This is a genomic window from Amycolatopsis jejuensis (genome assembly GCF_000717335.1).
Taxonomy (GTDB): domain Bacteria; phylum Actinomycetota; class Actinomycetes; order Mycobacteriales; family Pseudonocardiaceae; genus Amycolatopsis; species Amycolatopsis jejuensis.
Window position 1 is genome coordinate 119,089 of sequence record NZ_JNYZ01000006.1, and the last position, 24,109, is coordinate 143,197.

Below are 24,109 nucleotides of genomic sequence, written 5' to 3' on the forward strand. Positions count from 1 at the left end.
GCCCGTCCGGGGCTCGAGTGCATTGCGATACTCGCGGCCATAGGTATACTCCGGTGTAATCTCAGATCCGAGTGTAACCGAGCCGTTCGTACGGCGTCCCAGTGCCCCTCCGAGCCAAGGGAGAAGGTCCACGTGAGTCAGGCGACGGTCTACAGCGGCGCGATGGTGCTGGTCGGCGATCCCCGGCTGCGAAAGGTCGAGCGGGTCGACCTGCGGGTACGGGACGGCGTCATCGAGGAAATCGGTCCCCGGCTCGACCCGGCGGGCGCGACCGTCGCCGACGTCTCGTGGGCGTGGATCATGCCGGGCCTGGTGGACACGCACCATCACCTGTGGCAGGCGACGATGCTCGCGCTCACCTCGGACTTCACTCTCGACGACTACTTCTGGACCATCCGCCGCAATCATTCCACCGTGCATCGCGCCGTCGACGTGTACAACGGAACTTTCGGCGGGGCAGTGGCACAACTGGAAGCCGGTACGACGTCCACAGTGGACTTCTCGCACTGCATCCTGACCCCGGAGCACGCCGACGCGGGCATCACCGGTTTCCTGGATGCCGGTATCCGCGGCGTGTGGTGCTACGGCTTCTACCACCAGCCGATGGACGACCCCTGGTTCACGAATCCCGGCCGGCGCTACGCCGACGCGCGCCGGGTCCGGTCGGCCTACTTCCCTGCCGACGACGGCCTGGTCCGGTTCGGTGTCGCACCAACGGAAAGCGCCCGCGTCCCGGCCAAGCAGATCGGCGACGAGCTGCGGGTCGGCCGGGAGCTCGGCGCGCTCATCCACCCGCACACGAACACGCGCCACCGGCTCGGGCATCCGTCGGACATCCGGTCGTGGAACTCACAGGGCCTGATCTGGGAACACCAGCTGCACTCGCATTGCAACGTCGTCGACGAGACGGACCTGAAGATCCTGGCCGACCACGGGGCGGCAGTCAGCTCGACGCCGGAGACCGAACTCGGGATGGGACTGGGCAAACTCGTGCTGGCCGCGGCGGATCGGGCCGGGGTCACCGCGGGCATCGGCGCCGACATCCAATCGAACAACAGTCCCGACCTGTTCACCCAGATGCGGATCGCGCTCGCCGCGGAACGCTACCGATACCACCAGCCGATCGTCGAGGAGCGGGGTACGTCCGGCCTTCCTGCCGTTGCACTGCGCACCGAGGACGTGCTGCACTTTGCCACGCTGGGCGGAGCACGCGGTCTGGGAATCGGCGACGTGACCGGGTCGATCGAAGTGGGCAAGGCCGCCGATCTCCTGTTCATCCGCACGGACAGCCCGCGGCTGCGCGCGGCCACGGACATCGTGAACGCGATCGTCATGCACGTCACGGTTTCCGACCTCGACACCGTGCTGGTCGGCGGGACCGCGGTGAAGGAATACGGCCGGCTGCGCGAGGATCTGCACCGCCGCGCGGTCTGCGCACTCGACGAATCCGGCGCCCACCTCGCCGAGGCCGTCAAGGCCCACGGGGGCTGGACCCCGGCGAAGCCGGAATGGATGGGCACCCCCGACGAGCATCGGCGCCAGACGAACCACTGATCCGCGTATCTCGCCCCCGGTGGCGAAAGCCTTGGCAAAGGAGCAAAGTCCATGATTCGTCATCGTCTGCGGATCGTCGTGGCCGTTGCCGCGCTCGCCGCGCTCACCACACTGTCCGGCTGCTCGGCCACCGCCGGTGGCGGCGAGTCCGCCGCGGGCTCCACCTCCGCGGCGGATCTCGCCTGGGCGAAGGAGCTCACCGACCGGCATCTGGCCGGAACGGACCGCGCCCTTCCGGCGTCGGGCCCGAAAGCCGTGCCGGGCAAGAATGTCTGGGTCGTCTCGTGCTCGTCCACCGGCGCCGGCTGCAACCTCCCGGCACAGGGCGTCGCCGAGGCGGGGGCCAAGCTCGGCTGGCGGGTGACCGTGGTCGACGGCAAGATCAATCCGGCGGTCTACAACTCCGGGATCCGCAACGCGATCGCGGCGAAAGCGGACGCGGTCGTGCTGACCGGGGTGGACTGCGCGTCGACCCAGGCCGCCATCAAGGACGCCAAAGCCGCCGGGATCAAGGTGTTCGGTGTCAACGCACTCGACTGTGACGACAAATATGCCGGTGGCGGCACGAAACTGTTCTCCGGCGCCATGCCATGGGGACCGGAAAACCAGGCGTACGGCGAATTTCTCGACACCCACGTCGGACCGGCGATCGCGGCCTGGGTCATCACCAAGACCAACGGGACCGGGAACATCCTGCTGATGACCGAGGCGGACAACGCGGCAACGCGGCATGTCGGCGACGCCGAGGCGGCCACCCTTGCCCAGCGGTGCCGGGGCTGCACCGTCAACACCGTCGCGTTCACCGGAGCCGACCTGCTGGCCGGGCTCCAGGCAAAAGTGAGTGCCGCCCTGGGCAAATACCCGAAGGCCGACGTCGTCATGGTGCCGATCGACGCGGCGGTCTCGCTCGGGACGTCCGCGGCGGTCCAGCAGGCGAGGGCGAGCGGCCGCCGGATTCTCCTGGTGGGCCAGGAAGGAGTCCCGGCGAGCGTCGGGCTCGTCAAGCAGGGGATACAGGACTACGCCGCCGGACGGCCGATGACCTGGGCAGGCTGGGCCGCGGCGGACGAGCTGAACCGGCTCTTCGCCGGGCAGCCGTTGGTCGACGAGGGCATCGGTTTCGGTGCCATGGACCAGGATCACCGCCCCGCCGGCGACAGCTACGACGGCAACCCGAAGTCCTCGGGATACCGGGCCAACCTCCAGCGGATCTGGGGAGTTTCCTGACATGACAGCCACCTCGGCACTCGCGGACCGGACGCAGCGCACCGCGGTCGCCTTCCGCGACATCAGCAAGACCTTTCCCGGCATGCGGGCGCTGGACTCGGTTTCCTTCGAGATCGGGCCAGGTGAGTTCCACGCGTTGGCCGGTGGCAACGGTTCCGGCAAATCGACGCTGATCAAGATTCTCGCCGGGGTCTACCACGCGGACCCTGGGGGAGAGATCAGCGCCGGCGCCGACACGGTCGCCGCCGACAGCGTCACCCCGAAGTGGTCCGAGGCGCACGCAATCCACTTCGTACACCAAGATCTGGGTCTCTTCGCGGCCATGTCCGTCGCGGAAAACCTGTTCGCCGGGCGGCATTACCCGCGCACCCCGTTCGGCAGCGTCGACTGGCCCGCGCTGCACCGGAAGGCCCAGCAGGTGCTCGACAGCCGCCGGATCGGCGTCGATGCCAGGACCACCCTCGGCACGCTGCGCCCGGCCGAACAGACCCTGATCGCCATCGCGCGCTGCCTCTTCGACGCGGACGAGGAAGCGGGCGGGCTTCTCGTGCTGGACGAGCCGACCGCCCGGCTGCCCCATTCCGAGACCGCCGAACTGCTCGACCGGCTCGACGAGTTCGCCGCGGAGGGCCAGAGCATCCTCTATGTGTCGCACCGGCTCGACGAGATCCTCGGGCACGCGCACCGGGTCACGGTCCTGCGCGACGGGCGGCACGTCGGCACGCGGCCCGTGGCCGGGCTCGACCGCGGCGGGCTGACCGCGTTGATCGTCGGCTCGCACCAGGACATCGTGACCCGGCGGGAAATCCGGCCGGCGGGCACCGAAACGGTACTGCGGATCGAGGGTCTCACCGGCGGCCGGTTGCGCGGGGTCGATCTGGACCTGAACCGAGGCGAGATCCTCGGCATCGCCGGACTGGTCGGAAGCGGCCGGACGTCGTTGCTGGAGTTCACGTTCGGCGCCCGGCGGCCGGCGCGCGGACGCGTCATCCTCGGCGGCCGGGTACTGCGGCCCGGGCGGATCGGCGACGCGGTGAAGGCGGGAATCGCCTACGTACCGGAGGATCGGGCCCGCGACAGCGGGTTCCCCGGCCTCGGTCTGGACCGCAACCTTTCGGCGGCCAGCCTCGAAAACCATGCCCGGGCGGCGGTCCTCCGGCTCCGCGCCGAACTCGCCGCCGCGCGGGCGGACGTCCGGCGGTTCCGCATCCGGACCCCGGGGGTGCGGGCGCCGTTCTCCCAGCTTTCCGGGGGCAACCAGCAGAAGGCGGTCCTCGCGCGCTGGCTGCGGCGGCAACCGGAGGTACTGCTGCTCGACGAGCCGACGCAGGGGGTGGATGTCGCGGCGCGCGCCGAGATCTACCGCCAGATCGAGGAGACGGTGCAGGCGGGAGCGGCCGTGCTGCTGGTCTCGTCCGACCTCGACGAGCTCGTGCACCTGTCGGACCGTGTGGTGGTGCTGGCCGGTGGCCGGATCGCCGACTGCGCCGAGCACCGGCAGATCACCCGTGACTGGGTGGCGACCCGCATGTTCGACGCCGACCAGGAGGCCGGGAAATGACCGACGTCAAGCCCTCTCGCCGAGCCGATCGCGCGGCGCCCGCCGAACTGACGGCTGCCGTCGCCGGGCCGCGGCGCAGCCCGGTTCTCGAGTTCACGGAACGATTCGGGCTGGTCATCCTGCTCGTGGCGATCGTGCTGTTCTTCAGCTTCTGGGGACCGACGTCGGCACTCTTCCCGACCGCCGCCAACCTGCGGAACGTCGTGGCCAACGAGTCGATCCTCGTCATCGTCGCGATGGCCGCGCTCGTCCCGCTGGTGGCGGAGCGCTTCGACCTGTCGGTCGGCGCAGTGGTGGCGACGTCCTCGGTGGTGTCGGCCAAACTGCTGACCCAGCTGCACTGGCCGGCGGCGGCCGGGGTACTGGCGGGCGTCCTCGTCGGGGCGGTCATCGGCCTGGTCCAGGGCGTCGTCATCCCGTACTTCAAAGCCAACTCGCTCGTGATCACGCTCGGCATGTCGACCCTTCTCGCCGGGGTGGGGACCGCGTTGACCAGCGACACCACGCTGCTCGGGGTACCGCAGAGCCTTGTCGACTTCGGCAACCTGTCCTGGCTGGGAATCCCGCGGCCGGTGTGGCTGTTCGTGGCGGTCTGCGCCGCGGTGGCCTTCGTGCTGGGCCTCACCGTCTTCGGACGGCGGCTGCTGGCGATCGGGTCCAACGGCTCCGCCTCGCGGCTGGTCGGGATCCCGGTCGCGAGAACCGTGCTCCTCTCCTTCGTGATCTCCGGTGCGCTTGCCGGTCTGGCCGGGGTGCTGCAGCTGGCGCGCACCGGCAGCGCGGCGGCCAACATCGGCGCGGGTTACACGCTTCCTGCGCTCGCCGCGGTGTTCCTCGGATCGACAACGATCCGGCCCGGCCGCTTCACGGTTCTGGGGTCACTGGTGGGTGTTTTCTTCGTGGCGGTCAGCGTCAACGGCTTGACGCTCGCCGGTGCCAAGGACTGGGTCGAGCCGGTCTTCAACGGGGCCGCAGTCGTGATTGCGGTTGCGGTGGCCGCGGTACTGGCGAAACGACGACTCGGTGCGGAACGGTGAGCGAAGTGGATTACCCGGGGGATGGCTGCGGCGTCGAGGACGCCGAATTGATCGAGGTCGCCGACGGCGTCCACGCGTGGATTCAGCCGGATGGAACGTGGTGGATCAACAACGCCGGGTACATCAGCGGCGACGATTTCGGCATCCTGGTGGACACCTCCTCGACCGAGCTGCGCACGCGGGCTTTCCTCGATGCGGTGGCGGGTGTCTCGGGCGGCAAGCCGCTGCGGTATGCGATCAACACCCACCACCACGGCGATCACACTTTCGGCAATTCCCTGCTGCCTGCCGAGACCGTGCTGATCGGCCACGGCAACATGCGCGCCGGGCTACTGGCCGACCGCACGCTCGAGCAGTTTCCGCCGTATTTCTCCCCGCGCCCGCACTTCGGCGCAGTGACCCGGCGCCTGCCCGACCTGACGATCAGCACCGCGACGGAACTCCATCCCGGAGGCAGGCAGGTGCACGTCGTCCCGGTGGGTTTCACGGCCCACACGGAGGGCGACGTCGGGATCTGGATCCCGGACGTCCGCGTCCTCTTCGCCGGCGACCTCCTGTTCCCCGGCCACACTCCGATGATCATGGCAGGCTCGCCGAGCGGGGCGATCCGGGTACTGGACTGGATCGCGTCGTTCGGCGCGGAGCTGGTGGTTGCGGGCCATGGGCTTCCGGTCGCCGCGGACGGTCTGCCCGGGATCCTGGACCAGCATCGGCGCTATTACGAGTTCGTCCTCGAACAAGCCCGGCGGGGAGTGGCGGACGGCCTGACGCAGCTGGAGGTCGCGCAGACGGCCGACCTCGGCGAGTACGGCGAACTCCCGGACCCGGAGAGGTTCGTCCTGAATGTGCACAGCGCGTACGCCGAGCTGGCGGGCGGTTCGACCGACCGGGCAGCGGCACTTGCGGACGCGGTCGCGTGGCTGGGGCGGCCCATCCGGACGAAGGCGTGACGGGGTGAGCACGCGGTCCGGGGGCACCCCGCCCACATAGTGGGCGCGCGGGAGTCCGGGCCGGTGGTCTGTCACGATCCCCTCATGACCTCCCGGCGAGTGGGGGCCGAGGATTTACCAGGAACACTGTCGCGCGGGCCCCGGCGCGGTGCCAGCGCGAGCGTGGTCCTGCGCGCGGTGCTCGATCACGGACCGATCGCCCGGAGTGCCATCGCCCGGCGGACCGGGCTGTCCGCGGCTGCGGTCACCGGGCACACCGTCGAGCTGATCCGGCTCGGTCTCCTGCGTGAACTGCCGGAGGAGCCCGGTCCGAAGGGGCCGGGCCGTCCGCACGTCCCGGTCGATCTCGACACCGGGCGGCACGTCGTCTGCGGGGTGCACCTCGCCGTGCACCATGCCACGGTCGCGCTGCTCGACCTGCGCGGCAATGTCCTGGTACAGCACGAAGAACCGCACGCCGGGCTCGGTGCGGAGGAGCTGCTCGCCCGTACCACCGAGATCCTCGACGACCTGCTGCTGGAGCACGCGCCGGACCGGACGCCGCTCGGGCTCGGCGTGGCCACCGGCGGCTGGGTGGACCGGGCGTCCGGCACGGTCGTCGAGCACGCGATGCTGGGCTGGCGGGACGTGCCCGTCCGGGCGCTGCTGACGTCCGGTACCGGTTTCGCCGTCGAGATCGACGGCCACGCACGGGCGCTGGTGCGCGCGGAACGGCTGCTCGGGCGACGGCGGTCCCGCGAGAGCGTGGTGCAGCTCTTCACCGGCAATGTGGTCGACGCCGCGTTCGCGACCGGGGACACCGTGCACCACGGCCCGCGTTCGGCGGCGGGCGCGGTGGCCCACCTGCCGGTGGACGGCAGTACCGAACCGTGCCGGTGCGGGCGCGCCGGCTGCCTCGAAGCGGCCGTTTCGGAACAAACGCTCGCGCGCCGCGGCGCCGAAATGGGATTGCTCGCGGACGAATCCTTTCCGCAATTACTCGCCCTCGCCGCCAACGGCGACCCTATTGCCCGGAAATTGTTCTTCGACCGGGCGCGGCTCGTGGGACAGGCTGCGGCATTGCTGATCGACGTGCTCAATCCGGAGATTCTCGTTCTCGTGGACCGGAGTGTAGCGCAGCTGCCGGACTGCCTTCCCATCATCCGGGAAGAGGTCCGGACCCGGTCGCTTGCCTGCGGGGACGTCGAGGAAACCGTTGTGGGGACGAGCTTTCCCGGGACCGAACTGGCCACCGCAGGCGGTGTCGTGATGCTGGACGCACTTTTCGAGGACCCGCTGGGTCCGCTGCTGGCGCGCGTTTCGTGAATCGCCGGGGTTATTTCACGGCCGCGCAAAATTGACGCCGGCCGCGGCGGCGCCGAAGAATGAGCGTATCCCCGCCGGTGAAACGCGATCCTCGCGCCGGCCGCCGCATCCCCGAACCGAAAGAGCGCCGCCGTGCACACACTCCGAAAAACCCGCTCGAAACCCCGTTCGCCGAAAATGACCGGTTTCGCCCTCGCCACCGTCCTGCTCGCGGGGTCGGTGCTCTCGGGATGCGCATCGGCCACCGCTACCGGCGCCCCGGGTCAGCCCGAGCAGCTCGAACTGCGGTACCAGGGCGGCGCGAACGCGGTGAACCTCGCCGAGCTCGCCGAGGATCTGGGCTACTTCGGCAAGATCAAGCTGAAGTGGGTCGGCAACACGATCAGCGGCCCGCAGGACATCCAGTCCACGGCCACCGACCAGACCGATTTCGGCGGCGCCTTCTCCGGTGCCATCGCCAAGCTCGTCGACGCCGGGGCCCCGGTCAAGGCGGTGGTCAACTACTACGGCTCGGACGACAAGACGTTCCTCGGCTTCTACACCAAGCAGGACAGCCCGATCCGGACCGCACGCGACCTGATCGGCAAGAAGGTGGGGGTCAACACCGTCGGCGCGAACCTCGAAGCCGTCCTGGACACCTGGCTCAAGCAACAGGGGCTGTCCGAGGCCGAAATCAAACAGGTGCAGCTGGTCGTCATCCCGCCGGTCAACGCCGAGCAGGCGCTGCGCAACGGGCAGCTCGACGTCGCCGCACTGCAGGGGGTCCTGCAGGACCACGCGGTCGCCACCGGCGGTGTCCGCGCGCTGTTCAGCGACGTCGCCGCGTTCGGCCCGTACAACGGCGGGTCCTACGTGCTGCGCAAGGACTTCATCAAGAAGAACCCGGAGACGGCGAAGGTGTTCGTCGCCGCGATCGCCCGCGCGATCGAGTGGGAACGGGTCACGCCCCGCGAGGACGTCATCGCCCGCTTCACCAAGATCATCCAGGCGCGCGGCCGCAACGAGGACACCAGCACGCTCAAGTACTGGAAGAGCGTCGCCATCACCCACGGCGGCCTGATCAGCGACCAGGACTACGCCCGCTGGACGCCCTGGCTGCGGGAACAGGGCTTCATCAAGAGCGACACCCTCGACCCGGCGAAGATCTACACCAACGAGTTCAACCCCTACCGTGACGGCGCGACCCCGGCGGCCGGAAAATGAGCACCCCGGCCAAAATCGGCATCCGCGGCGTGACCAAGACCTTCGGCGCGCTGACCGCACTCGACGACATCACCCTCGACATCGCCGACGGCACGTTCCTCGCGCTGGTCGGGCCGAGCGGGTCGGGCAAGTCGACGCTTCTCGACCTGCTCGGAGGCCTCGCCACGCCGACGTCCGGCGAGGTGCTCATCGACGGCGCCCCGGTCATCGGCCCCGGCCTCGACCGCGGCGTGGTTTTCCAGCAGTACGCGCTCTTTCCGTGGCGCACCGCACGCGGCAACGTCGAGTTCGGTCTCGAAGGCGGGCCGCTCGGCAAACGCGAACGGGCGGAGCGGGCCCGCGAATACCTCGACCTGGTAGGGCTTTCCGGGTTCGAGGACCGGTATCCGCACGAGCTTTCGGGCGGGATGAAGCAACGCGTCGCCATCGCCCGCAGTCTCGCGTACGACCCGGCCGTGCTGCTGATGGACGAGCCGTTCGCCGCGCTCGATGCCCAGACCCGCGAGCAGCTGCAGGAGGAACTGCTGCGGATCTGGCATCGGACCGGCAAGACGATCGTGTTCATCACGCACGGCATCGACGAAGCGGTGTACCTGGGCCAGCGGGTGGCCGTGCTGACGTCCCGTCCCGGGCGGCTCAAGGCGGTCGTCGACATCGACCTCGGTGACCGCGGCGGTGACCTGCGTTCCGACCCGGAGTTCGGCAGGCACCGGCATCTGCTCTGGGAACTGCTGCACGAAGAGGTCGAAAAGGCCGCCGAGACCGAACGGAGTGCCGTGCGATGACCACCACCCTGAAGGCACCCACCGGACCCACCGCCCCCGCCGGGACCCCGGCGCGAGCGGAACCGAAGCGGCGGAAGCGGGTGCGGAGCCGCGTCCCGCACGGCTGGGTCGCGGTGGTGCTTTTCCTGGCGGTGTGGGAGCTCGTTCCCCGGTTCGTCCTCGGCGAGGACACCCGGACCTTCCTGCCGCCGGTGTCCGAGGACCTGCAGGCGCTGTGGGGCCTCGCGGCCGACGGGCAGCTCGCCGACCACCTCCTGGCGAGCATCGGCCGCTCGGCCGCCGGGTTCGCCGTCGCGGTGGCCGTCGCCGTCCCGCTCGGATTGCTGATCGGCTGGTACCGCCCGGTCGCCCGGTTCCTCCAGCCCTTGCTGGAACTGGCGCGCAACACCGCGGCGCTGGCGCTGCTGCCGGTGTTCACGCTGCTGCTGGGCATCGGCGAGCTGTCGAAGGTGAGCCTGGTCGTCTACGCCTGCGTGTGGCCGGTGCTGCTCAACACGATCGCCGGGGTGCACTCGGTGGACCCGTTGCTGGTCAAGGCCGCGCGCTCGCTCGGGCTGTCCAGTCCGCGGCTGTTCCGGAAGGTGATCCTGCCCTCGGCGGTGCCGACGGTGTTCACCGGACTGCGGATGGCCGCCTCGTACTCGGTGCTGGTGCTGATCGCCGCCGAGATGGTCGGCGCGAAGGCCGGGCTCGGGTACCTGATCAACACCACCCAGGTCAATTTCCAGATTCCCCAGATGTACGCCGGGATCATCGCCGTCTCGGTGCTCGGACTGGTCGTCAACCAAGGCTTCGTCGTGCTGGAGCGGCGGGTTTCGACGTGGCGCGGGAAGGAGAAACCGTGAGCAGGCAGTTGCATCTCAACGCATTCGTGATGCCGAACGGGCACCACGAGGCCGCATGGCGGCATCCGTCGACGGATCCGCACCGGGCACGGACACTGCAGCACTACATCGACATCGCCCGCACCGCGGAGCGCGGCAAGCTGGATTCCCTGTTCCTCGCCGACGGCGTCGCACTGTGGAGCAACGTCAAACACAACTCGCACAGTCACTTCGAGCCGTTGACCCTGCTGTCCGCGCTCGCCGCGACGACCGTCCACATCGGACTCATCGCGACCGCGTCCACCACCTACAACGAGCCGTACCACCTGGCGCGGAAGTTCGCGTCGCTCGACCACCTTTCCGGCGGCCGGGCGGGCTGGAACATCGTCACCTCGGCGGGCGTGGACGAGGCCCGCAACTTCAACCTCGGCGCCCGTCCGGCGCACGAGCTGCGGTACGCGCGGGCGACCGAGTTCGTCGAGGTCGTCAAGAAACTCTGGGACAGCTGGGACGACGACGCCGCGGTGCTCGACAAGGCCAGCGGGATCTACGCCGACACCGGGCTGATCCGGCCGATCGAGCACAGCGGCGAGCACTTCCAGGTACACGGGGCGCTGAACATCGCACGGCCGGTGCAGGGCCACCCGCTGCTGGTGCAGGCCGGTTCGTCGGAAACCGGCAAGGAGTACGCGGCCCGGCACGCCGAGGCGGTGTTCACCGCGCAGCAGACGTTCGCCGAGGGCAAGGCGTTCTACGAGGACGTCAAGGGCAGGCTGGCGAAGTACGGCCGCACGCCGGACGAGATCAAGATCCTGCCGGGGATTTCCCCGATCATCGGCCGGACCAGCGAGGAGGCGCGGGCCCGCGCGGCCGAGCTGAACTCGCTGATCACGCCGGAGTACGGGCTCCACCAGCTTTCGACGCTGCTCGACCACGACCTCACCGGCAGCCCGCTGGACGGCCCGCTGCCCGAGGTCGGGTCGTTCACCGAAGGCGCGCAGAGCCGGCTCGCGCTCGTCGTCGGACTGGCCCGGCGCGAAAACCTGACGATCCGGCAGCTCCTCGAACGGCTCGCCGGTGGCCGCGGCCACCGCGTTTTCGCCGGTACCCCGGCCGAGATCGCGGACGAACTGGAGCAGTGGTTCACCGATGGCGCGGCGGACGGCTTCAACGTCATGCCGCCGACCCTGCCCGGCGGGCTCGACGATTTCGTCGACCTCGTCGTCCCGGAACTGCGGAGGCGCGGGCTTTTCCGCACCGAATACACCGGCACCACCCTCCGCGAGCACTACGGCCTCGCCCGGCCGGTCAACCGAAACCGAGTGAAGGAGCACGCCGCATGACCACCATCGACACCGACGTCCGCAAGCTGACCGGGAGGATCGGCGCCGAGATCGTCGGCCTCGACCCGGCCGGTGAGCTGGACCCCGGCCAGGTCACCTTCCTGACCGACGCACTGCACACGCACAAGGCATTGCTGTTCCGGAACGTCGAGCTCGACGACGAAGGCCAGCAGCGTTTCGCCCGCCACTTCGGCGAGCTCACGAAAGCCCACCCGACCGTCCCGTCGGTGGACGGCGCGCCCAGCGTGCTGCCGGTCGACAGCGAGGAAGGCCGCGCCAACAACTGGCACACCGACGTCACGTTCGTGCTGAACCCGCCGAAGGCCAGCACGCTGCGCAGCATCGTCGTGCCGCCGTACGGGGGTGAGACGCTGATCGCGAACTCCGCCGCGGCGTACCGGGACCTGCCGGAGCCGTTGCGGGCTTTGGCGGACACTCTCCGCGCGGTGCACACCAACGACTACGACTACGTCAAGGCCCCGGAAACCGTGGACGACAAGGAAAAGGAGCGGCGGGCCCAGTTCGTCTCGCGGAAGTACCGGACCGTGCACCCAGTGGTCCGGGTACACCCGGCGACCGGTGAGCGAGGCCTGTACGTCGGCGGCTTCGCCCAGCGGATCGTCGGCCTGTCGACCGGCGAATCCCGCGACCTGCTGCGGCTGCTGCAGTCGTACGTGACCCGGCCGGAGAACATCGTGCGGGTGCCGTGGGAACCGAACCAGCTGGTGCTGTTCGACAACCGGATCACCCAGCACTATGCGGTCGACAACTACGACGACCTCCCCCGGCGGCTGAACCGCGTGACGGTCGCGGGGGACATCCCGGTCGGCACCGACGGGGAGCCCAGCACGTCACTGGAAGGCGACGCTTCCCACTACACGACCGTGGGGTAGTCACGGTGCCAGCCCCCGGGATGCGGCCCACGGCGGCAGCCCGGGCAGGCCCGAGGCCGGCAACGGTGGGGCGCTTACCTGGTTCAGCTCGGTGCAGAAAGTCGGCCCGGGCATCCGCCCCACCGGCTGCAGCCGCACGGTGTAGCTGTCGTCGACCAGCCCTGGCTGGAAATGCGCGTGCTGCACCTCCCCGATGATCAGGACACTGGAACCAAGATCGACCGCGGTGTGCAGTGTGCATTCGAAGCTCACCGGTGCTTCGCGGATCCGGGGTGCCGCGATGGCGACGCAGGGAGCCGGGGTCAGGCCGGTGACCTCGAACTCGTCCACGGAACCGGGGAATTCCAATGAGGTCGTGACCAGCGCGGGCAGTAACCCGGCCGTCGCGATGTTCACCACGAACTCCCCGGTTTCGCGGACGCAGCGCAGCGTGTCCTTGCCTTCCCGCCCGTCCGTTTTCGTCTTGTCGATCGACACACCGAGCATCGGCGGAAAGGAGGACACCACGGTGAAGAAGCTGAACGGCGCGATGTTGAAGGTTCCGGCAGCGGCCAAGCTGGACACCCACGCGATCGGGCGCGGGATCACGCTGCCGGTCAGCAGTTTGTACACGTGTTTCCGCGAAAGGTCCGAAATGGCGACTGACGGCATGCGGGCCTATCCGGTCTTTTCGAGGGTGGACCCGGCCGGGTCGGGTGAGTCGCCGTCGGCCTCGCCGAGGTAGGCGTCGATGACATCGGTGCGCCGGAAGACCTCCCGCGGGGGTCCTTCGGCCAGGATGCCCCCGGCGGCGAGCACGGTCACCTGGTCGCAGATTTCCGTGACGACGCGGACGTTGTGCTCGACGATGAGCACGGTCAACCCGGTTTCGCGGAGGGCTTTCAGCCGGGCGAGCAGGATGTCGATCTCCTCGTCGTTCATGCCCGACGTCGGTTCGTCCAGCGCCAGCAGATGCGGCCGGGACATCAGCGCCCTGGCGATGTCGATCATCTTCAGGTCGCCGCTCGCGATCGTGCCGAGCTCTTGATCGAGCAGGCCGGGGCTCAGGCCGACGGAGGTCAGCGCCTGTGCGCACCGCTCGGCGAACAGCCGCTGCTCCCGTGCGGTCTTCCACGGCCGGAAGGCGACGGTGTGCCACGGCAGGGTCCGCAGCTGGTGTTCGCCCAGCCGCAGCAGGTCCGCGACGGTCATGTCGTCCGGCGCCTTGGGGTTCTGGAAGGTGCGGCCGAGTCCCTTGTTCGTCCTGCGGTGCGCGGGCAGCCCGTGCAGCTGTTCGCCGTCCAGCGTGATGGACCCGGTGCAGGGGACGAACCCGCTGATCGCGTTCAGCAACGTGGTCTTGCCGGACCCGTTCGGCCCGAGCAGCCCGTGGATCCGGCCCCGCTCGACGGTGACGGACACGCCGCGGAGGACGTGTGCGCCGCCGAACCGGACGTGCGCGTCGGTGATTTCCAGCATCAGGACTCCTTCCGCCGGGCCCGGATCGCGCGGTAGGCCGTTTTTCCTACCCCCGCCACCCCACCGGGGAGCAGCACCAGCAACAGCAGCGTGGCCAGCCCGTACACCAGGCCGCTGGCCTCGGCGAGTCCCAGCATGCCGAGCGAAACATAGGTCAGTACCACCGCCGCGATCACCGTCCCGATGCTGGAGGAAGCCCCGCCGAACACCACGATCAGCAGGAGCAGAACCGCCGCGCCGAGGTCGAAGTCCTGCGGTCCGACGTACCCGTTGAGCAGGGCCAGCAGCGCACCCGCGAGACCGGCCAGCGCGCCGGAGACGACCGTCGCGAGCACCCGGCCCCGGTTGATGGCGACGCCGGTGGCCTTGGCCATGTATTCGTCTCTCGCCGCCGCCTTCAGCGCCAGCCCGAAACGGGATTTTCGCAGGCAGTGCACCAGATAACCACTGGCCGCGACGAGCGGCACCGCCAGCAGGACGAACTGGCGCGGGTCGGACAGTTCCAGGCCGAGGATCGACCCGGCGGCGACGGGGTGGCCGTTGGAACCGCCGGTGACCGTGCTTTCGTTGACCAGCACCAGTTGCACGCATTCGGCCAGCGCGAGCGTCGCGAGCGCGAAGTAGTGCGATTTCGTCCGCGCGCCGATGATGCCGCTCAGCCCGGACACCGCCGCTCCGGCCACAATGGACAGCAGCAACGCCGGCAGCGGCCCGATCGCGTCACCGGCGAGCAGCGCGACCGTGTACCCGCCGACGGCCATGATCGCGGCCTGCGCAAGGGAAAGCATCCCGCCGAGCCCGAACACCACGGTGAGGCCGAGCGCCGCAATCGCGTACACGCAGGCCAGCGCGACCGTCATCAGCGTGGAGTCGGCCGCGCCGCTCACCGCGGCCAGGAAGACCGCCGCGGCCGCTGCCACGACGACGGGGTTGAGGATCGGCTGGATTCGCTTGCCCTGAGCGGCAATCCGGGTCATCGAGCTCATACTTCGCGCACCGCCTCGATGTCGTCGCCGAACAGTCCCTTCACCCGCACCAGGAGCACGAGCACCATGACCAGGTACGCGACGCCGAGCCCGTATCCGGCGCTGAGGTACACCTGGGTCAGGCTGACCATCAGCGCGATCAGGAACCCGCCGACGAGCGCGCCGGTGAGACTGCCCAGCCCGCCGAGCACGGCGGCGCTGAAACCGATCGCGCTCAGCTCCAGGCCACCGGTGGGCCGGAGCCCGGTCACCGGGGCGATCAGCACCCCGGCGAGCCCGGCCAGCACCCCGCCGAGCACGAACGACAGCAGGTACATCCGGGCCGGGCTCACCCCGAACAGCGTGACCACCTCGGGATCCTGGGCGCAGCCCCGCATCGCCCGGCCGATCTTCGTTCTCGCGATGAGCCACAACAGGGGGAGGACGACCGCGCCGGCGATCGCGACGATGACGACCTGGTTGGGCGTGATCGACAGGCCCGCGATCCGCCACGGCTGATCCGACGCCAGCCCCGCGAGGTACCGCGGCTGGCTGCCCCATCCCAGGGTGATCGTCGCCTCGATCACGATCGCGGCGGCGACCGTCGCCAGGATCGGCACGCTGAGATGGCGGTGGCGAAGCGGGACGAGCACCACTCGCTCCATCAGGAACGCCAGCGCGGCTGCTGCGACCACGCCGCCGAGCACCGCGATCGGCATTCCCACCCCGGCCCGCAGCAGGCTGTACGCCGCGTAGGGCGCCAGAATCGCGATACTGCCGTGCGCGAAATTGACCAGCTTGGTCGTCTGGTAGATCAGGGAGAACCCCAGCGCGACGAGCGCGTAGACCGCACCTGCCACGATAGCGCTGATGATCGTCTGGAGAAAGATCGTCATCGCAACCTGCCGAATGGTCTGCCGCCGGAACGGGGAATGGTCATTTCGCCTGTGCCGGAAGGAGGACGTCGACGAGTTTGCGCTGCCCGTTCTCCCACGTTCCGGCAATCACGAGCGGGTTGACCGGATCGCCGTTCGGGTCGAAGGCGAAGTCGCCCATCGGCAGGTTCGGGATCTTGATATTGCGGTAAGCGGTGGTGAATGCCTCGGCCGATTTCCCGGCGTCCGGGTTGTTGCGCAACGTGGTCAGCATCGTGACCGCCATGGTGTAGAACGAGGCGCAGTCGGCATTCGGCAGGGTGCCGAACCGTTTCTGCCATTTCTGGCTGAATTGTTTCGCGGCGTCGGACCATTCGGGAAGGAACGGGGTCGAGTAGATGACCTTGTTCGCGAGGTCGGTACCGGCGGTCTGCAGGAACGTGTCGCTGGACGCCGTGGTGGGGAAGTAGAACTTCGCGTCGAGGCCGAGCTGGTTCGCCTGCTTGACGATCCGCGCCGCCTGCAGGTCGTAGCCCTCCAGGTAGGCGACGTTCACCCCGGCGCGTTTGAGCGCGAGCAATTGCCCGGCGTAATCGGTCGCACTGGAGTCGTAGGTCGCGCTCGCCGCCGGGGTCACACCGGCCGCGGCGAATCCGGCCGTGATCGTCTTGTTGTTGGCCAGTCCGTACGGCGTCGTGTCGCTGATGACCCCGATCTTGGCGTTCTGGCCCGCCCGGCCGAGAATCCATTTCCCGTAGACCTGGTTGGTGACCCCGTCGTGGGTCTGCACCCGGAAGATGTATTTGTTCCCCTCCGCGGTCAGCGACGGGTCGTAGCTGCCGGACACGATGGGGACCTTTTTCGCCGACGCGATCGGCAAGGCGGCCCGGGTGTCGCCGGAACAGATGGTGATGATCGAAAGGGGATTCTCGGCCAGTACACTGCGGGTGGCGGCGACGGCGGCGGAGGGCTCGCATTTCGCGTCCGCCTTGGCCAGCTTGATTTCCCTGCCGTTGACGTTGTGGCCGAACTCGTCGAAGGCGAGCTGCCACGCCTGGTCGAGCCATTCCCCGTAATAGGCGGCCGAACCGGAATAGGGTGCGGCCAATCCGATGGTGACCGCGGAATCCTTGGCGGCGCCGGCTCCGCCCCCGCATCCGGTCACCGCGAGCGCGAGCGCGGCGAGCGCGCCTGCGGCGGTCATCTTGGTGGACAGGCGGGCCGGGCGGCGCCCGTGGCTGGTTCGCATCATCGGTGTTCCCGTCGTGATCGGAAATGGGGGGACCGGACGTCGCAGGGCACGGCGACGGTCGAACTGCACTTCGAGGGTTTTACTGGAGCTGCGGGTCAGGCACCCACGCCGAGATAGCCGTCTTCGAGTCGTTGCTGCGTCAGCAGTTCCTCCGGGGTGCCGGTGGTGACGACGCGCCCTTCGTCGAGCACCATGCCCCGGCCGGCGATCCGCAGGCTTTTGCGGACGTTTTGCTCGACCAGCAGAATCGCCGTACCCCCCTTGGCGATCTTGGCCAGTTCCCCGAGCACGTCGAGCTGGTACGCGGGGGACAGGCCGGTCAGCGGTTCGTCCAGCAGCAGCGCCACCGGCCGCGACATGAGCGCCCGGCCGATCGCGAGGAGCTGCTGTTCCCCGCCGCTGAGCGTGCCGGCCCGCCGGGCGCCCCACTTCGCCAGCGCGGGCAGCATGGTCAGTACCTCGTCCACCGCGGACGCGAGTGCGGCGGACCCGGTGTGCTGGTACCCGCCGAGCTTGAGATTGTCCAAAGTGGACATCCCGGGGATCACCCGCCGCCCGGCCGGGACGTGGGCCATCCCGCGGCGGGCGACCCGGTGCGCGGGCAGGCCGGTGAGGTCCCGGCCGTCCAGCCGCACCGTGCCTTTCCGGCAGGGGAGCAGGCCGGAAAGCGCACGCAGCAGGGTGGTCTTCCCCGCCCCGTTACGGCCGACCACCGCGAGGATTTCGCCGGGTTGCACCGTCAAGGACAGGTCGTGGACGACGGCGGGGCCCCGGTGGTAGCCGGCCTCGATGCTGCTGACGATCAAGCCTGCCATCTGGCTCCACCTCCATGGGAGAGTCCTCTAGCCGCTGTATAGTACATTTTATAATCCCGACCGCAACCGGCTCGGCGGGAGAAGGTGAGGCACCGTGGCAGCGGAGTGGCGATCATGATCGGCCCGTACGGCAGCCGGTAAAGTGCGGCTGACCGCAGGATTCACCGCCGGTCCGGTGGTTCCGTCCGGGGACGGGGCCGCGTGTCCCGGCTATAGAGTGCAAAGAATAATGCAGGGTCCACGGCCGGCCAGCCGGCGCACCCGGGGAGAGATCATGAACATGCCCGAACCCGGTCCGGGGGCGACGGCCCGCCGCCGCCGGCTCACCGCCCGCGACGTCGTCGCGGAGGAACTGCGGCGCGAGATCGTGAGCGGGCGGATGCCTCCCGGCACCAAGCTGAACCCGCAGGAGCTCGCCGAGCGGCTCGGGGTGAGCCAGACCCCCGCGCGGGAGGCGATCCAGCTGCTGGCCACCGAGGGTCTCGTGCGCAACGATCCGTTCCGCGGTGCCCAGGTCTCCCCGCTGACCGTCGAGGAATACGAAGAGCTGTACCTGATGCGGGTGGGCATCGAGGGGTTCGCGGCCCGGCTCGGGGCGGAGCGGATTTCCGGGGACCGGGTCGACCAGATGGCCGAGCTGCTGGCCGACATGGAGCGCGCGGCCAAGGCGGACGACATCGACCGGTTCTACGAGTACGACCACCGGTTCCACGAGCTGCACTACTACGCGACCGGCCGCGAGTCGCTCGTCCGCCGCATCATGAACCTGCGGGTGGCGACGGAGCGGTATGCGCGCGTCGCCTACCGCATGCCGAAGGTGACCATGGCGGACACGCTGGCGAACCACCGCTCGCTGCTGGACGCCGTCCGCGCCCGGGACGGCGCTGCGTCGGAAGCCGCGCTCAAGGAAGATCTTTCCCGCACCCTTGAGGTGTTCACCGCAGGATTTCCCGGCGACAGCACGGAGTAAGCGCGGCTGACGGGTCACCGTGAGCCATTGACTTTGCCGCGGCGAGCCGCTTACCCTCAGGAATATAATTTATAGAATGTTGGCCCGTGCGGCCGAGACCTGCTCGACGAGGAGACAGGGGAGTGCGTTGCCAGACGTCTGCGATGCCGCGATGGCCGGATTCCGGTGCAATGGCGCGGAATTCCGGCTGGACCAGGCCGGGGACCGGGTGCTGGCCGACGTGCTGCGGGAGGACCTCGGGCTGACCGGGACCAAAATCGGCTGCGGCACCGGCGATTGCGGTGCCTGCACGGTGCTGCTCGACGGAAGTCCGGTGAACTCCTGCCTCGTCTACGCGGTCGAGTGCGCCGGGAGTGAAGTGCAGACGGTCGAAGGGGTTTCGCACAGCGGTACCGGGCAGGTGCTCGCCGAAGAACTCGCCGCGGCGGGCGCTGTGCAGTGCGGGATCTGCACGTCGGGCTTGCTCGTCATGGCGGTGTCGCTGCTCGAGGCGGACCCGGCGCCGGATCGGGCCGGGATCGAGACCGCGCTGAGCGGGAATCTGTGCCGCTGCACCGGTTATCTCGCGATCGTGCGGGCCGTGGAAGCCGCTGCGGGGCGGCTCGCCGATGAGCGGGAGGCGGGATGACGGTGCTCGGTGCGGAACTGCCCCGGCCCGATTCGGCCGCCAAAGCGAGTGGACTTGCCCGCTATACCGAGGATTTCCGTCCGGACGGCCTGCTGCACTGTGCCGTCGTCCGGTCGCCGGTCGCGTCCGCGCGCATCCTGGCTGTCGACACCGCGGCGGCCGGGAAAGCCGCCGGGGTTGTGCGGGTGCTGACCGCCGCCGATCTGCCGGATCGGCGGTGGGGCACGGTGGTTCGCGACCAGCCGGTGCTGGCTCGCGAGGTCGTGCGATTCGCCGGGGAGCCGATTGTGCTGGTGGCGGCGGAGAACAAGGCCGCGGCCGACCGGGCCGCCGCACTCGTCGGGCTGGAGCTCGACCCGCTGCCCGCAACGACCACAGTGGACGAAGCGCTGCGCGAGGACAGCTGGCCGGTGCACGACGGGCAGCCGAATTGCCTGTCACCCGCGCGAATCCGGCGCGGCGACGTGGATGCGTGCCTCCGGGATGCGGCGTTCGTGGTGACCACCCGGATCGAATCGCATCGCGTCCACCAGGGCTACCTCGAACCGCGAGCCACCCTCGCCGAACCTGATGGCATGGGCGGAATCGCGGTGACCACCTCGTCGCAGGCGCCGTTCGTGGTCCGGCAAGGGCTGGCCGCTCTGCTGGACCTGCCGATGTCGAAGATTTCCGTGCGAGTACCCGCGTTGGGCGGTGGCTTCGGCGGGAAGCTCCACCTCGGGCTCGCGCCGCTGGCAGCGGTGATGTGCCTCGCGACCGGCCGTCCGGTGCGGGTGGTGTGCTCGCGCGAGGAAGACATGCGGGCCGGCAACCCGCGGGAGAATTCCGTGGTGGAGCTGACCAGCGCTGTCGATCAGGAGGGCCGGATCCACGCCCGCCGCGCGCTGGTCTACCTCGATTCCGGCGCCTACGCCTTCGACACTCCGATGATCGCCTCGATCGCGGCACTGCAAGGGACCGGGCCGTACCGGGTGGACGCGGTCGACCTGACCGCGGTTCCGGTGGCCACGAACACCTGCCCTACCGGGTCCTTCCGTGGCCCGTCCGGACCGCAGCTGACCTACGCGGTGGAAACGCACATGGACGAGATCGCGGCCGCGGCCGGGCTCAGTCCGGTGGAGCTGCGCCGCCGAAACCTGTTGCATGCAGGCGATCGTGGCCCGTCCGGGGAACTTCTGCCCGACGTCGCAATGGGCGAGTGTCTTGACGTTGCGGCCGAACGGCTGGCGGAATGGCGCCGCGAAGCACCATCAGTCCAGCCCGGACGGCGTCGTGGATACGGCCTTGCGTGCGCGTGGTGGCTGACCTCCGGCGCTCCGGCGGGCGCCACGGTGACGATGAACGAAGACGGTACCGCGACGGTGCTGACCGGCGGAACGGAGATCGGGACCGGCGCGATCGTGGTCGGGGTCGCCGCATTGGTCGCCGATGTGCTCGGCCTGTCGTACGACCAGGTCACCGTGCGTGCGGGCAGCACCGCGGAAGGTCCGTACGACTCGGGTTCCAAAGGCAGCCGCAGTCTTTACGGCGTCGGCAATGCGGCGCTCGAGGCGGCGGAGGCGGTCGCCCGGCAGTTGCGGGAGGAAGCCGCCGAACAGCTGGAAACCGCGCCGGAGGATCTGGTGCTCGCCGACGGGCGGCTCAGCGTCCGCGGCCTGCCGCAGGCTTCGGTCGCGCTCGCGGACGTGGTGACCGGTGCGATCAACCGCACCGGCCCGGTGGTCGCGTCCGGACGATTCCGCGCCGCGCGGACCCCGCTGGTGGGTGCGCAGCTCGACGGCCTGCCGTTCGACGCGTTCAACGAGGCCACTTTTCACTGCCATGCCGCCGAAATCGAACTGGACTGCGAAACCGGGCGCATCGAGGTGCTGCGGTATCTCGCGGTGCACGACATCGGCACCGTGCTCAACCCGGCGGGCGCCCGCGGCCAGGTGGAGGGAGGGGTGGTGCAGGGCTTGGGTTACGCGCTGAGCGAAGTGCTCGACGTCGGTGCCGACGGCATCGTCCGCAACGCCGACCTCGTCGACTACCGGCTGCCGACCATCGCGGACGTTCCCCGGGAGATCGAGACGGTGTTCGTGGCCGGGTATCCCGGCGCGACCGGCCCCCGCGGGGCCAAGGGGGTCGGGGAGGCACCGGTGATCGTTCCGGCTGCCGCCGTCGGTGCCGCATTGCGCGACATTCTCGGTGCCACACCGCATGTCCTGCCGATGGACCCGATCCGGATCGCCGATTTCCTCGACAGTCTCGAAGCGGCCGGGCAGTCATGACCCGGGCGCCCGACCCCAACCATTCCCCAACTCCATAAATATTGCAGGTAGTGACTCAGGGAGGAGGTGACGTCGTTGACTCCGGAAGGCCCTCACCCGTCGCCGGGGCCGCGCAAGCGGTACCGCATCGGTTTCGACATCGGCGGCACGTTCACGGATTTCGCCTTGCACGACGCCGAAACCGGTGAGCTGCACGTCTGGAAGCGGCTGTCCACCGGGGCGGACCCGTCGGTCGGCGCGCTGGCCGGAATCGAGGACGTGCTCCGGCTGGCCGGTGCCTCGCTCGCGGACGTCGGGCAGGTCGTGCACGGGACGACGATCGGCGCGAACACCGTGATCGAGCGGAAGGGCGCCGAGACCGCGCTGCTCGTGACCGAGGGCTTCCGCGACCTGCTGATCATGCAGCGCCCGGCCCGGTACAGCACTTACGACCTGTGGTTCGACAAGCACGAGCCACTCGTTCCCCGCCATCGGGTGGTCCCGGTCCGGGAACGCCTCGCCCACGACGGGACCGTCGTCCGCGAACTGGACGAGAACGAGCTGCGGAGCGCGCTCGAAGGCCTGCGGGACAAGGGAATCGAAGCCGTCGCTGTGTCGCTGCTGCACTCCTACGCGGCCAGTGATCACGAGACGCGCGTCGGCAAGCTCGTCTCGCAAGTGCTTCCCGAAGCGTCGCTTTCCCTTTCCCATGAGGTGGCGCCGATCATCGGCGAGTACGAGCGCACCAGCACGACCGTGGTCAACGCGTACATCCAGCCCGCGTTCCGGCACTACCTCGATTCGCTGCAGGGAGCGCTGGCCGGCCGCGGGTTCACCGGCCAGGTGTTCATCAACCAGGGCAACGGCGGCTTGAGCACCCCGGCCGAGGTGGTCCGGCTGCCGATCCGGGCACTCGAATCGGGCCCGGCCGCGGGCGTGTCCATGGCCGCGTGGATCGGGCGGGCGCACGGGCGTGGTGACCTGGTCGCCTTCGACATGGGCGGGACCACCGCGAAGGCGTGTCTCATCGAAGGCGGCGAACCGAAGATGGAGCGCGTCTTCGATGTGGACCAGACCTTGATGCGGGTCGGTACCGGGCTGCCGGTGGTGACCCCGTCGGTCGATCTCATCGAGATCGGGGCGGGCGGCGGCAGCATTGCGCGGGTGGGACTGGGAATCGTCGAGGTGGGGCCGGAAAGCGCCGGCGCCGAACCGGGGCCGATCTGTTACGGCGGGGGCGGAACCCGTCCGACGGTGACCGACGCCAACGTCGTCCTCGGCTATCTCAACCCGGACTTCTTCCTGGGCGGCCGGATGAGCCTGGACGTCGAGGGCGCCCGCGCCGTGATCGGCCGGGAGATCGGCACCCCGCTCGGCCTCGACGACGGCGGGGCGGCTTGGGGGGTTCACGAAGCGGTCACCAGCAACATGGAGCACGCGATCCGCGCGGTGTCCATCGAGCGCGGCCGGGACCCGCGGGACCTGACGCTGGTCGCCTTCGGCGGAGCCGGACCGACCCACGCGTCGCGGCTGGCTCGCAATCTCGGGATCGGCGAAGTGATCTTCCCCGCGGCGGCCGGGATCGCGTCGGCCGTCGGGCTGCTGCAGGCCGCGCCCCGGGTGGACCTGCCGCGGACGTTCGTGTCATTGCTGGACGACGAGGGGGTCGCGGCCCGGCTCACCGCCGAACTGGCCGAGCTGGCGGCAGAGGTGAACCACCTGCTGGACAACGTCGCACCCGGCGCGCAGCGGTCCATTGTGTACCGGGCGGACATGCAGTACGTCGGACAGGGCCACGTTGTCGAGGTCGAGGTTCCGCGCTGTGCGGAGGACGAGCTGGCCGGTGCTTTGCGGGAACGCTTCGAGGCGGACTACGCCGGGATGTACGGCTACTCCTATCCGGATGCGCAAGCACAGATCACCTCGATCACGGTGGTGGGCACCGCGCCCCCTGCCGCGTTCGACCTGCCGCCCAACACCGCGACCGGTGGCGAGACCGCGAGCCGTCCGGTCTATTTCCCGGAACTCTCCGGATATGCGGACTGCCCGGTGTACCGGCGGGACGATCTGCCTGCCGGGACGCGGATCGAAGGTCCCGCGGTGGTCGAGGACGGCCAGTGCGCGATCCTGCTGCTCCCCGGCGACGAGGCCACTGTGGACGATCACCGGAACGTGCTCGCCCGGATCGGCGGCCACGCCGAAGGAAGGGGCTGAC

21 protein-coding genes are annotated in these 24,109 nt (G+C 69.4%); 15 read left to right on the plus strand and 6 right to left on the minus strand.

What is annotated here, in order from left to right; genetic code table 11:
* Positions 1-132 precede the first annotated feature (132 nt).
* From OO71_RS09315 to OO71_RS09365, 11 genes are all read left to right on the plus strand, one after another.
* On the plus strand, positions 133-1,554 hold the full coding sequence (locus OO71_RS09315; RefSeq protein WP_033289287.1) for an amidohydrolase family protein: 1,422 nt from the start codon (positions 133-135) through the stop codon (positions 1,552-1,554).
* Between the two features lie 51 nt (positions 1,555-1,605).
* Entirely contained in the window at positions 1,606-2,781 is a 1,176-nt protein-coding gene (locus OO71_RS09320) for a sugar ABC transporter substrate-binding protein (protein ID WP_033289288.1), read from the plus strand.
* Position 2,782: 1 nt separating this feature from the next.
* Entirely contained in the window at positions 2,783-4,342 is a 1,560-nt protein-coding gene (locus tag OO71_RS09325) for a sugar ABC transporter ATP-binding protein (RefSeq protein ID WP_051791364.1), read from the plus strand.
* Positions 4,339-5,379, plus strand: coding sequence for an ABC transporter permease (locus OO71_RS09330; RefSeq protein WP_033289289.1), 1,041 nt, complete (start codon positions 4,339-4,341; stop codon positions 5,377-5,379). Before OO71_RS09325 ends, OO71_RS09330 begins: the two co-directional genes overlap by 4 nt.
* Positions 5,376-6,329 carry an MBL fold metallo-hydrolase gene (locus OO71_RS09335; protein WP_245633609.1) on the plus strand — a complete coding sequence of 318 codons (954 nt, stop codon included), beginning with the start codon at positions 5,376-5,378 and terminating at the stop codon, positions 6,327-6,329. Before OO71_RS09330 ends, OO71_RS09335 begins: the two co-directional genes overlap by 4 nt.
* 84 nt (positions 6,330-6,413) lie before the next feature.
* Positions 6,414-7,634: an ROK family transcriptional regulator gene (locus OO71_RS09340; protein WP_033289290.1), complete on the plus strand. Its 1,221-nt coding sequence runs from the start codon at positions 6,414-6,416 to the stop codon at positions 7,632-7,634.
* A 177-nt stretch (positions 7,635-7,811) separates the two neighbouring features.
* Positions 7,812-8,837 carry an ABC transporter substrate-binding protein gene (locus OO71_RS09345; RefSeq protein ID WP_051791365.1) on the plus strand — a complete coding sequence of 342 codons (1,026 nt, stop codon included), beginning with the start codon at positions 7,812-7,814 and terminating at the stop codon, positions 8,835-8,837.
* Entirely contained in the window at positions 8,834-9,622 is a 789-nt protein-coding gene (locus tag OO71_RS09350) for an ABC transporter ATP-binding protein (protein WP_033289291.1), read from the plus strand. Before OO71_RS09345 ends, OO71_RS09350 begins: the two co-directional genes overlap by 4 nt.
* Positions 9,619-10,467: an ABC transporter permease gene (locus tag OO71_RS09355; protein WP_033289292.1), complete on the plus strand. Its 849-nt coding sequence runs from the start codon at positions 9,619-9,621 to the stop codon at positions 10,465-10,467. Before OO71_RS09350 ends, OO71_RS09355 begins: the two co-directional genes overlap by 4 nt.
* Positions 10,464-11,789, plus strand: a complete 1,326-nt coding sequence (locus tag OO71_RS09360; protein ID WP_281178397.1) for an LLM class flavin-dependent oxidoreductase — start codon at positions 10,464-10,466, stop codon at positions 11,787-11,789. The genes OO71_RS09355 and OO71_RS09360 overlap by 4 nt, the downstream gene beginning before the upstream one ends.
* The gene (locus OO71_RS09365) at positions 11,786-12,682 is read left to right on the plus strand and encodes a TauD/TfdA dioxygenase family protein (RefSeq protein ID WP_033289293.1); all 897 of its coding nucleotides are present in this window, start codon (positions 11,786-11,788) and stop codon (positions 12,680-12,682) included. Before OO71_RS09360 ends, OO71_RS09365 begins: the two co-directional genes overlap by 4 nt.
* Here the strand turns inward: OO71_RS09365 and OO71_RS09370 are convergent, their stop codons facing one another.
* The 6 genes from OO71_RS09370 to OO71_RS09395 form a co-directional block, all read right to left on the minus strand.
* Positions 12,683-13,333: a flavin reductase family protein gene (locus OO71_RS09370; protein ID WP_051791366.1), complete on the minus strand. Its 651-nt coding sequence runs from the start codon at positions 13,331-13,333 to the stop codon at positions 12,683-12,685.
* A 6-nt stretch (positions 13,334-13,339) separates the two neighbouring features.
* The gene (locus tag OO71_RS09375) at positions 13,340-14,140 is read right to left on the minus strand and encodes an ABC transporter ATP-binding protein (RefSeq protein WP_051791367.1); all 801 of its coding nucleotides are present in this window, start codon (positions 14,138-14,140) and stop codon (positions 13,340-13,342) included.
* Positions 14,140-15,126 (minus strand): branched-chain amino acid ABC transporter permease, encoded by a 987-nt coding sequence (locus OO71_RS09380; protein ID WP_033289294.1) that lies wholly within the window; start codon positions 15,124-15,126, stop codon positions 14,140-14,142. The genes OO71_RS09375 and OO71_RS09380 overlap by 1 nt, the downstream gene beginning before the upstream one ends.
* Entirely contained in the window at positions 15,123-16,001 is an 879-nt protein-coding gene (locus OO71_RS09385) for a branched-chain amino acid ABC transporter permease (RefSeq protein WP_051791368.1), read from the minus strand. Before OO71_RS09385 ends, OO71_RS09380 begins: the two co-directional genes overlap by 4 nt.
* 40 nt (positions 16,002-16,041) lie before the next feature.
* A complete protein-coding gene (locus tag OO71_RS09390; RefSeq protein ID WP_033289295.1) occupies positions 16,042-17,232 on the minus strand; it encodes a branched-chain amino acid ABC transporter substrate-binding protein in 1,191 nt (396 codons plus the stop codon).
* A 95-nt stretch (positions 17,233-17,327) separates the two neighbouring features.
* A complete protein-coding gene (locus OO71_RS09395) occupies positions 17,328-18,047 on the minus strand; it encodes an ABC transporter ATP-binding protein (RefSeq protein WP_033289296.1) in 720 nt (239 codons plus the stop codon).
* A gap of 274 nt (positions 18,048-18,321) precedes the next feature.
* On the opposite strand from OO71_RS09395, the gene OO71_RS09400 reads away from it, so the two are divergent.
* From OO71_RS09400 to OO71_RS09415, 4 genes are all read left to right on the plus strand, one after another.
* On the plus strand, positions 18,322-19,017 hold the full coding sequence (locus tag OO71_RS09400; protein ID WP_033289297.1) for a GntR family transcriptional regulator: 696 nt from the start codon (positions 18,322-18,324) through the stop codon (positions 19,015-19,017).
* Between the two features lie 76 nt (positions 19,018-19,093).
* Entirely contained in the window at positions 19,094-19,645 is a 552-nt protein-coding gene (locus OO71_RS09405; protein ID WP_245633610.1) for a (2Fe-2S)-binding protein, read from the plus strand.
* Entirely contained in the window at positions 19,642-21,915 is a 2,274-nt protein-coding gene (locus OO71_RS09410) for a xanthine dehydrogenase family protein molybdopterin-binding subunit (RefSeq protein ID WP_051791369.1), read from the plus strand. Before OO71_RS09405 ends, OO71_RS09410 begins: the two co-directional genes overlap by 4 nt.
* A 66-nt stretch (positions 21,916-21,981) precedes the next feature.
* Complete coding sequence (locus OO71_RS09415) at positions 21,982-24,108, plus strand: hydantoinase/oxoprolinase family protein (protein ID WP_051791370.1); 2,127 nt, start codon at positions 21,982-21,984, stop codon at positions 24,106-24,108.
* Position 24,109 lies beyond the last annotated feature (1 nt).

Excerpts from the sequence above, each read along its gene's own strand:
- OO71_RS09320 (WP_033289288.1), top strand. The coding sequence starts at position 1,606 with ATGATTCGTCATCGTCTGCGGATCGTCGTGGCCGTTGCCGCGCTCGCC.
- OO71_RS09395 (WP_033289296.1), bottom strand. The coding sequence starts at position 18,047 with ATGGCAGGCTTGATCGTCAGCAGCATCGAGGCCGGCTACCACCGGGGC.
- OO71_RS09380 (WP_033289294.1), bottom strand. The coding sequence starts at position 15,126 with ATGAGCTCGATGACCCGGATTGCCGCTCAGGGCAAGCGAATCCAGCCG.
- OO71_RS09325 (WP_051791364.1), top strand. The coding sequence starts at position 2,783 with ATGACAGCCACCTCGGCACTCGCGGACCGGACGCAGCGCACCGCGGTC.
- OO71_RS09370 (WP_051791366.1), bottom strand. The coding sequence starts at position 13,333 with ATGCCGTCAGTCGCCATTTCGGACCTTTCGCGGAAACACGTGTACAAA.
- OO71_RS09340 (WP_033289290.1), top strand. The coding sequence starts at position 6,414 with ATGACCTCCCGGCGAGTGGGGGCCGAGGATTTACCAGGAACACTGTCG.
- OO71_RS09390 (WP_033289295.1), bottom strand. The coding sequence starts at position 17,232 with ATGATGCGAACCAGCCACGGGCGCCGCCCGGCCCGCCTGTCCACCAAG.
- OO71_RS09410 (WP_051791369.1), top strand. The coding sequence starts at position 19,642 with ATGACGGTGCTCGGTGCGGAACTGCCCCGGCCCGATTCGGCCGCCAAA.
- OO71_RS09345 (WP_051791365.1), top strand. The coding sequence starts at position 7,812 with ATGACCGGTTTCGCCCTCGCCACCGTCCTGCTCGCGGGGTCGGTGCTC.
- OO71_RS09400 (WP_033289297.1), top strand. The coding sequence starts at position 18,322 with ATGAACATGCCCGAACCCGGTCCGGGGGCGACGGCCCGCCGCCGCCGG.
- OO71_RS09365 (WP_033289293.1), top strand. The coding sequence starts at position 11,786 with ATGACCACCATCGACACCGACGTCCGCAAGCTGACCGGGAGGATCGGC.
- OO71_RS09375 (WP_051791367.1), bottom strand. The coding sequence starts at position 14,140 with ATGCTGGAAATCACCGACGCGCACGTCCGGTTCGGCGGCGCACACGTC.
- OO71_RS09355 (WP_033289292.1), top strand. The coding sequence starts at position 9,619 with ATGACCACCACCCTGAAGGCACCCACCGGACCCACCGCCCCCGCCGGG.
- OO71_RS09385 (WP_051791368.1), bottom strand. The coding sequence starts at position 16,001 with ATGACGATCTTTCTCCAGACGATCATCAGCGCTATCGTGGCAGGTGCG.
- OO71_RS09405 (WP_245633610.1), top strand. The coding sequence starts at position 19,094 with ATGTTGGCCCGTGCGGCCGAGACCTGCTCGACGAGGAGACAGGGGAGT.
- OO71_RS09350 (WP_033289291.1), top strand. The coding sequence starts at position 8,834 with ATGAGCACCCCGGCCAAAATCGGCATCCGCGGCGTGACCAAGACCTTC.
- OO71_RS09330 (WP_033289289.1), top strand. The coding sequence starts at position 4,339 with ATGACCGACGTCAAGCCCTCTCGCCGAGCCGATCGCGCGGCGCCCGCC.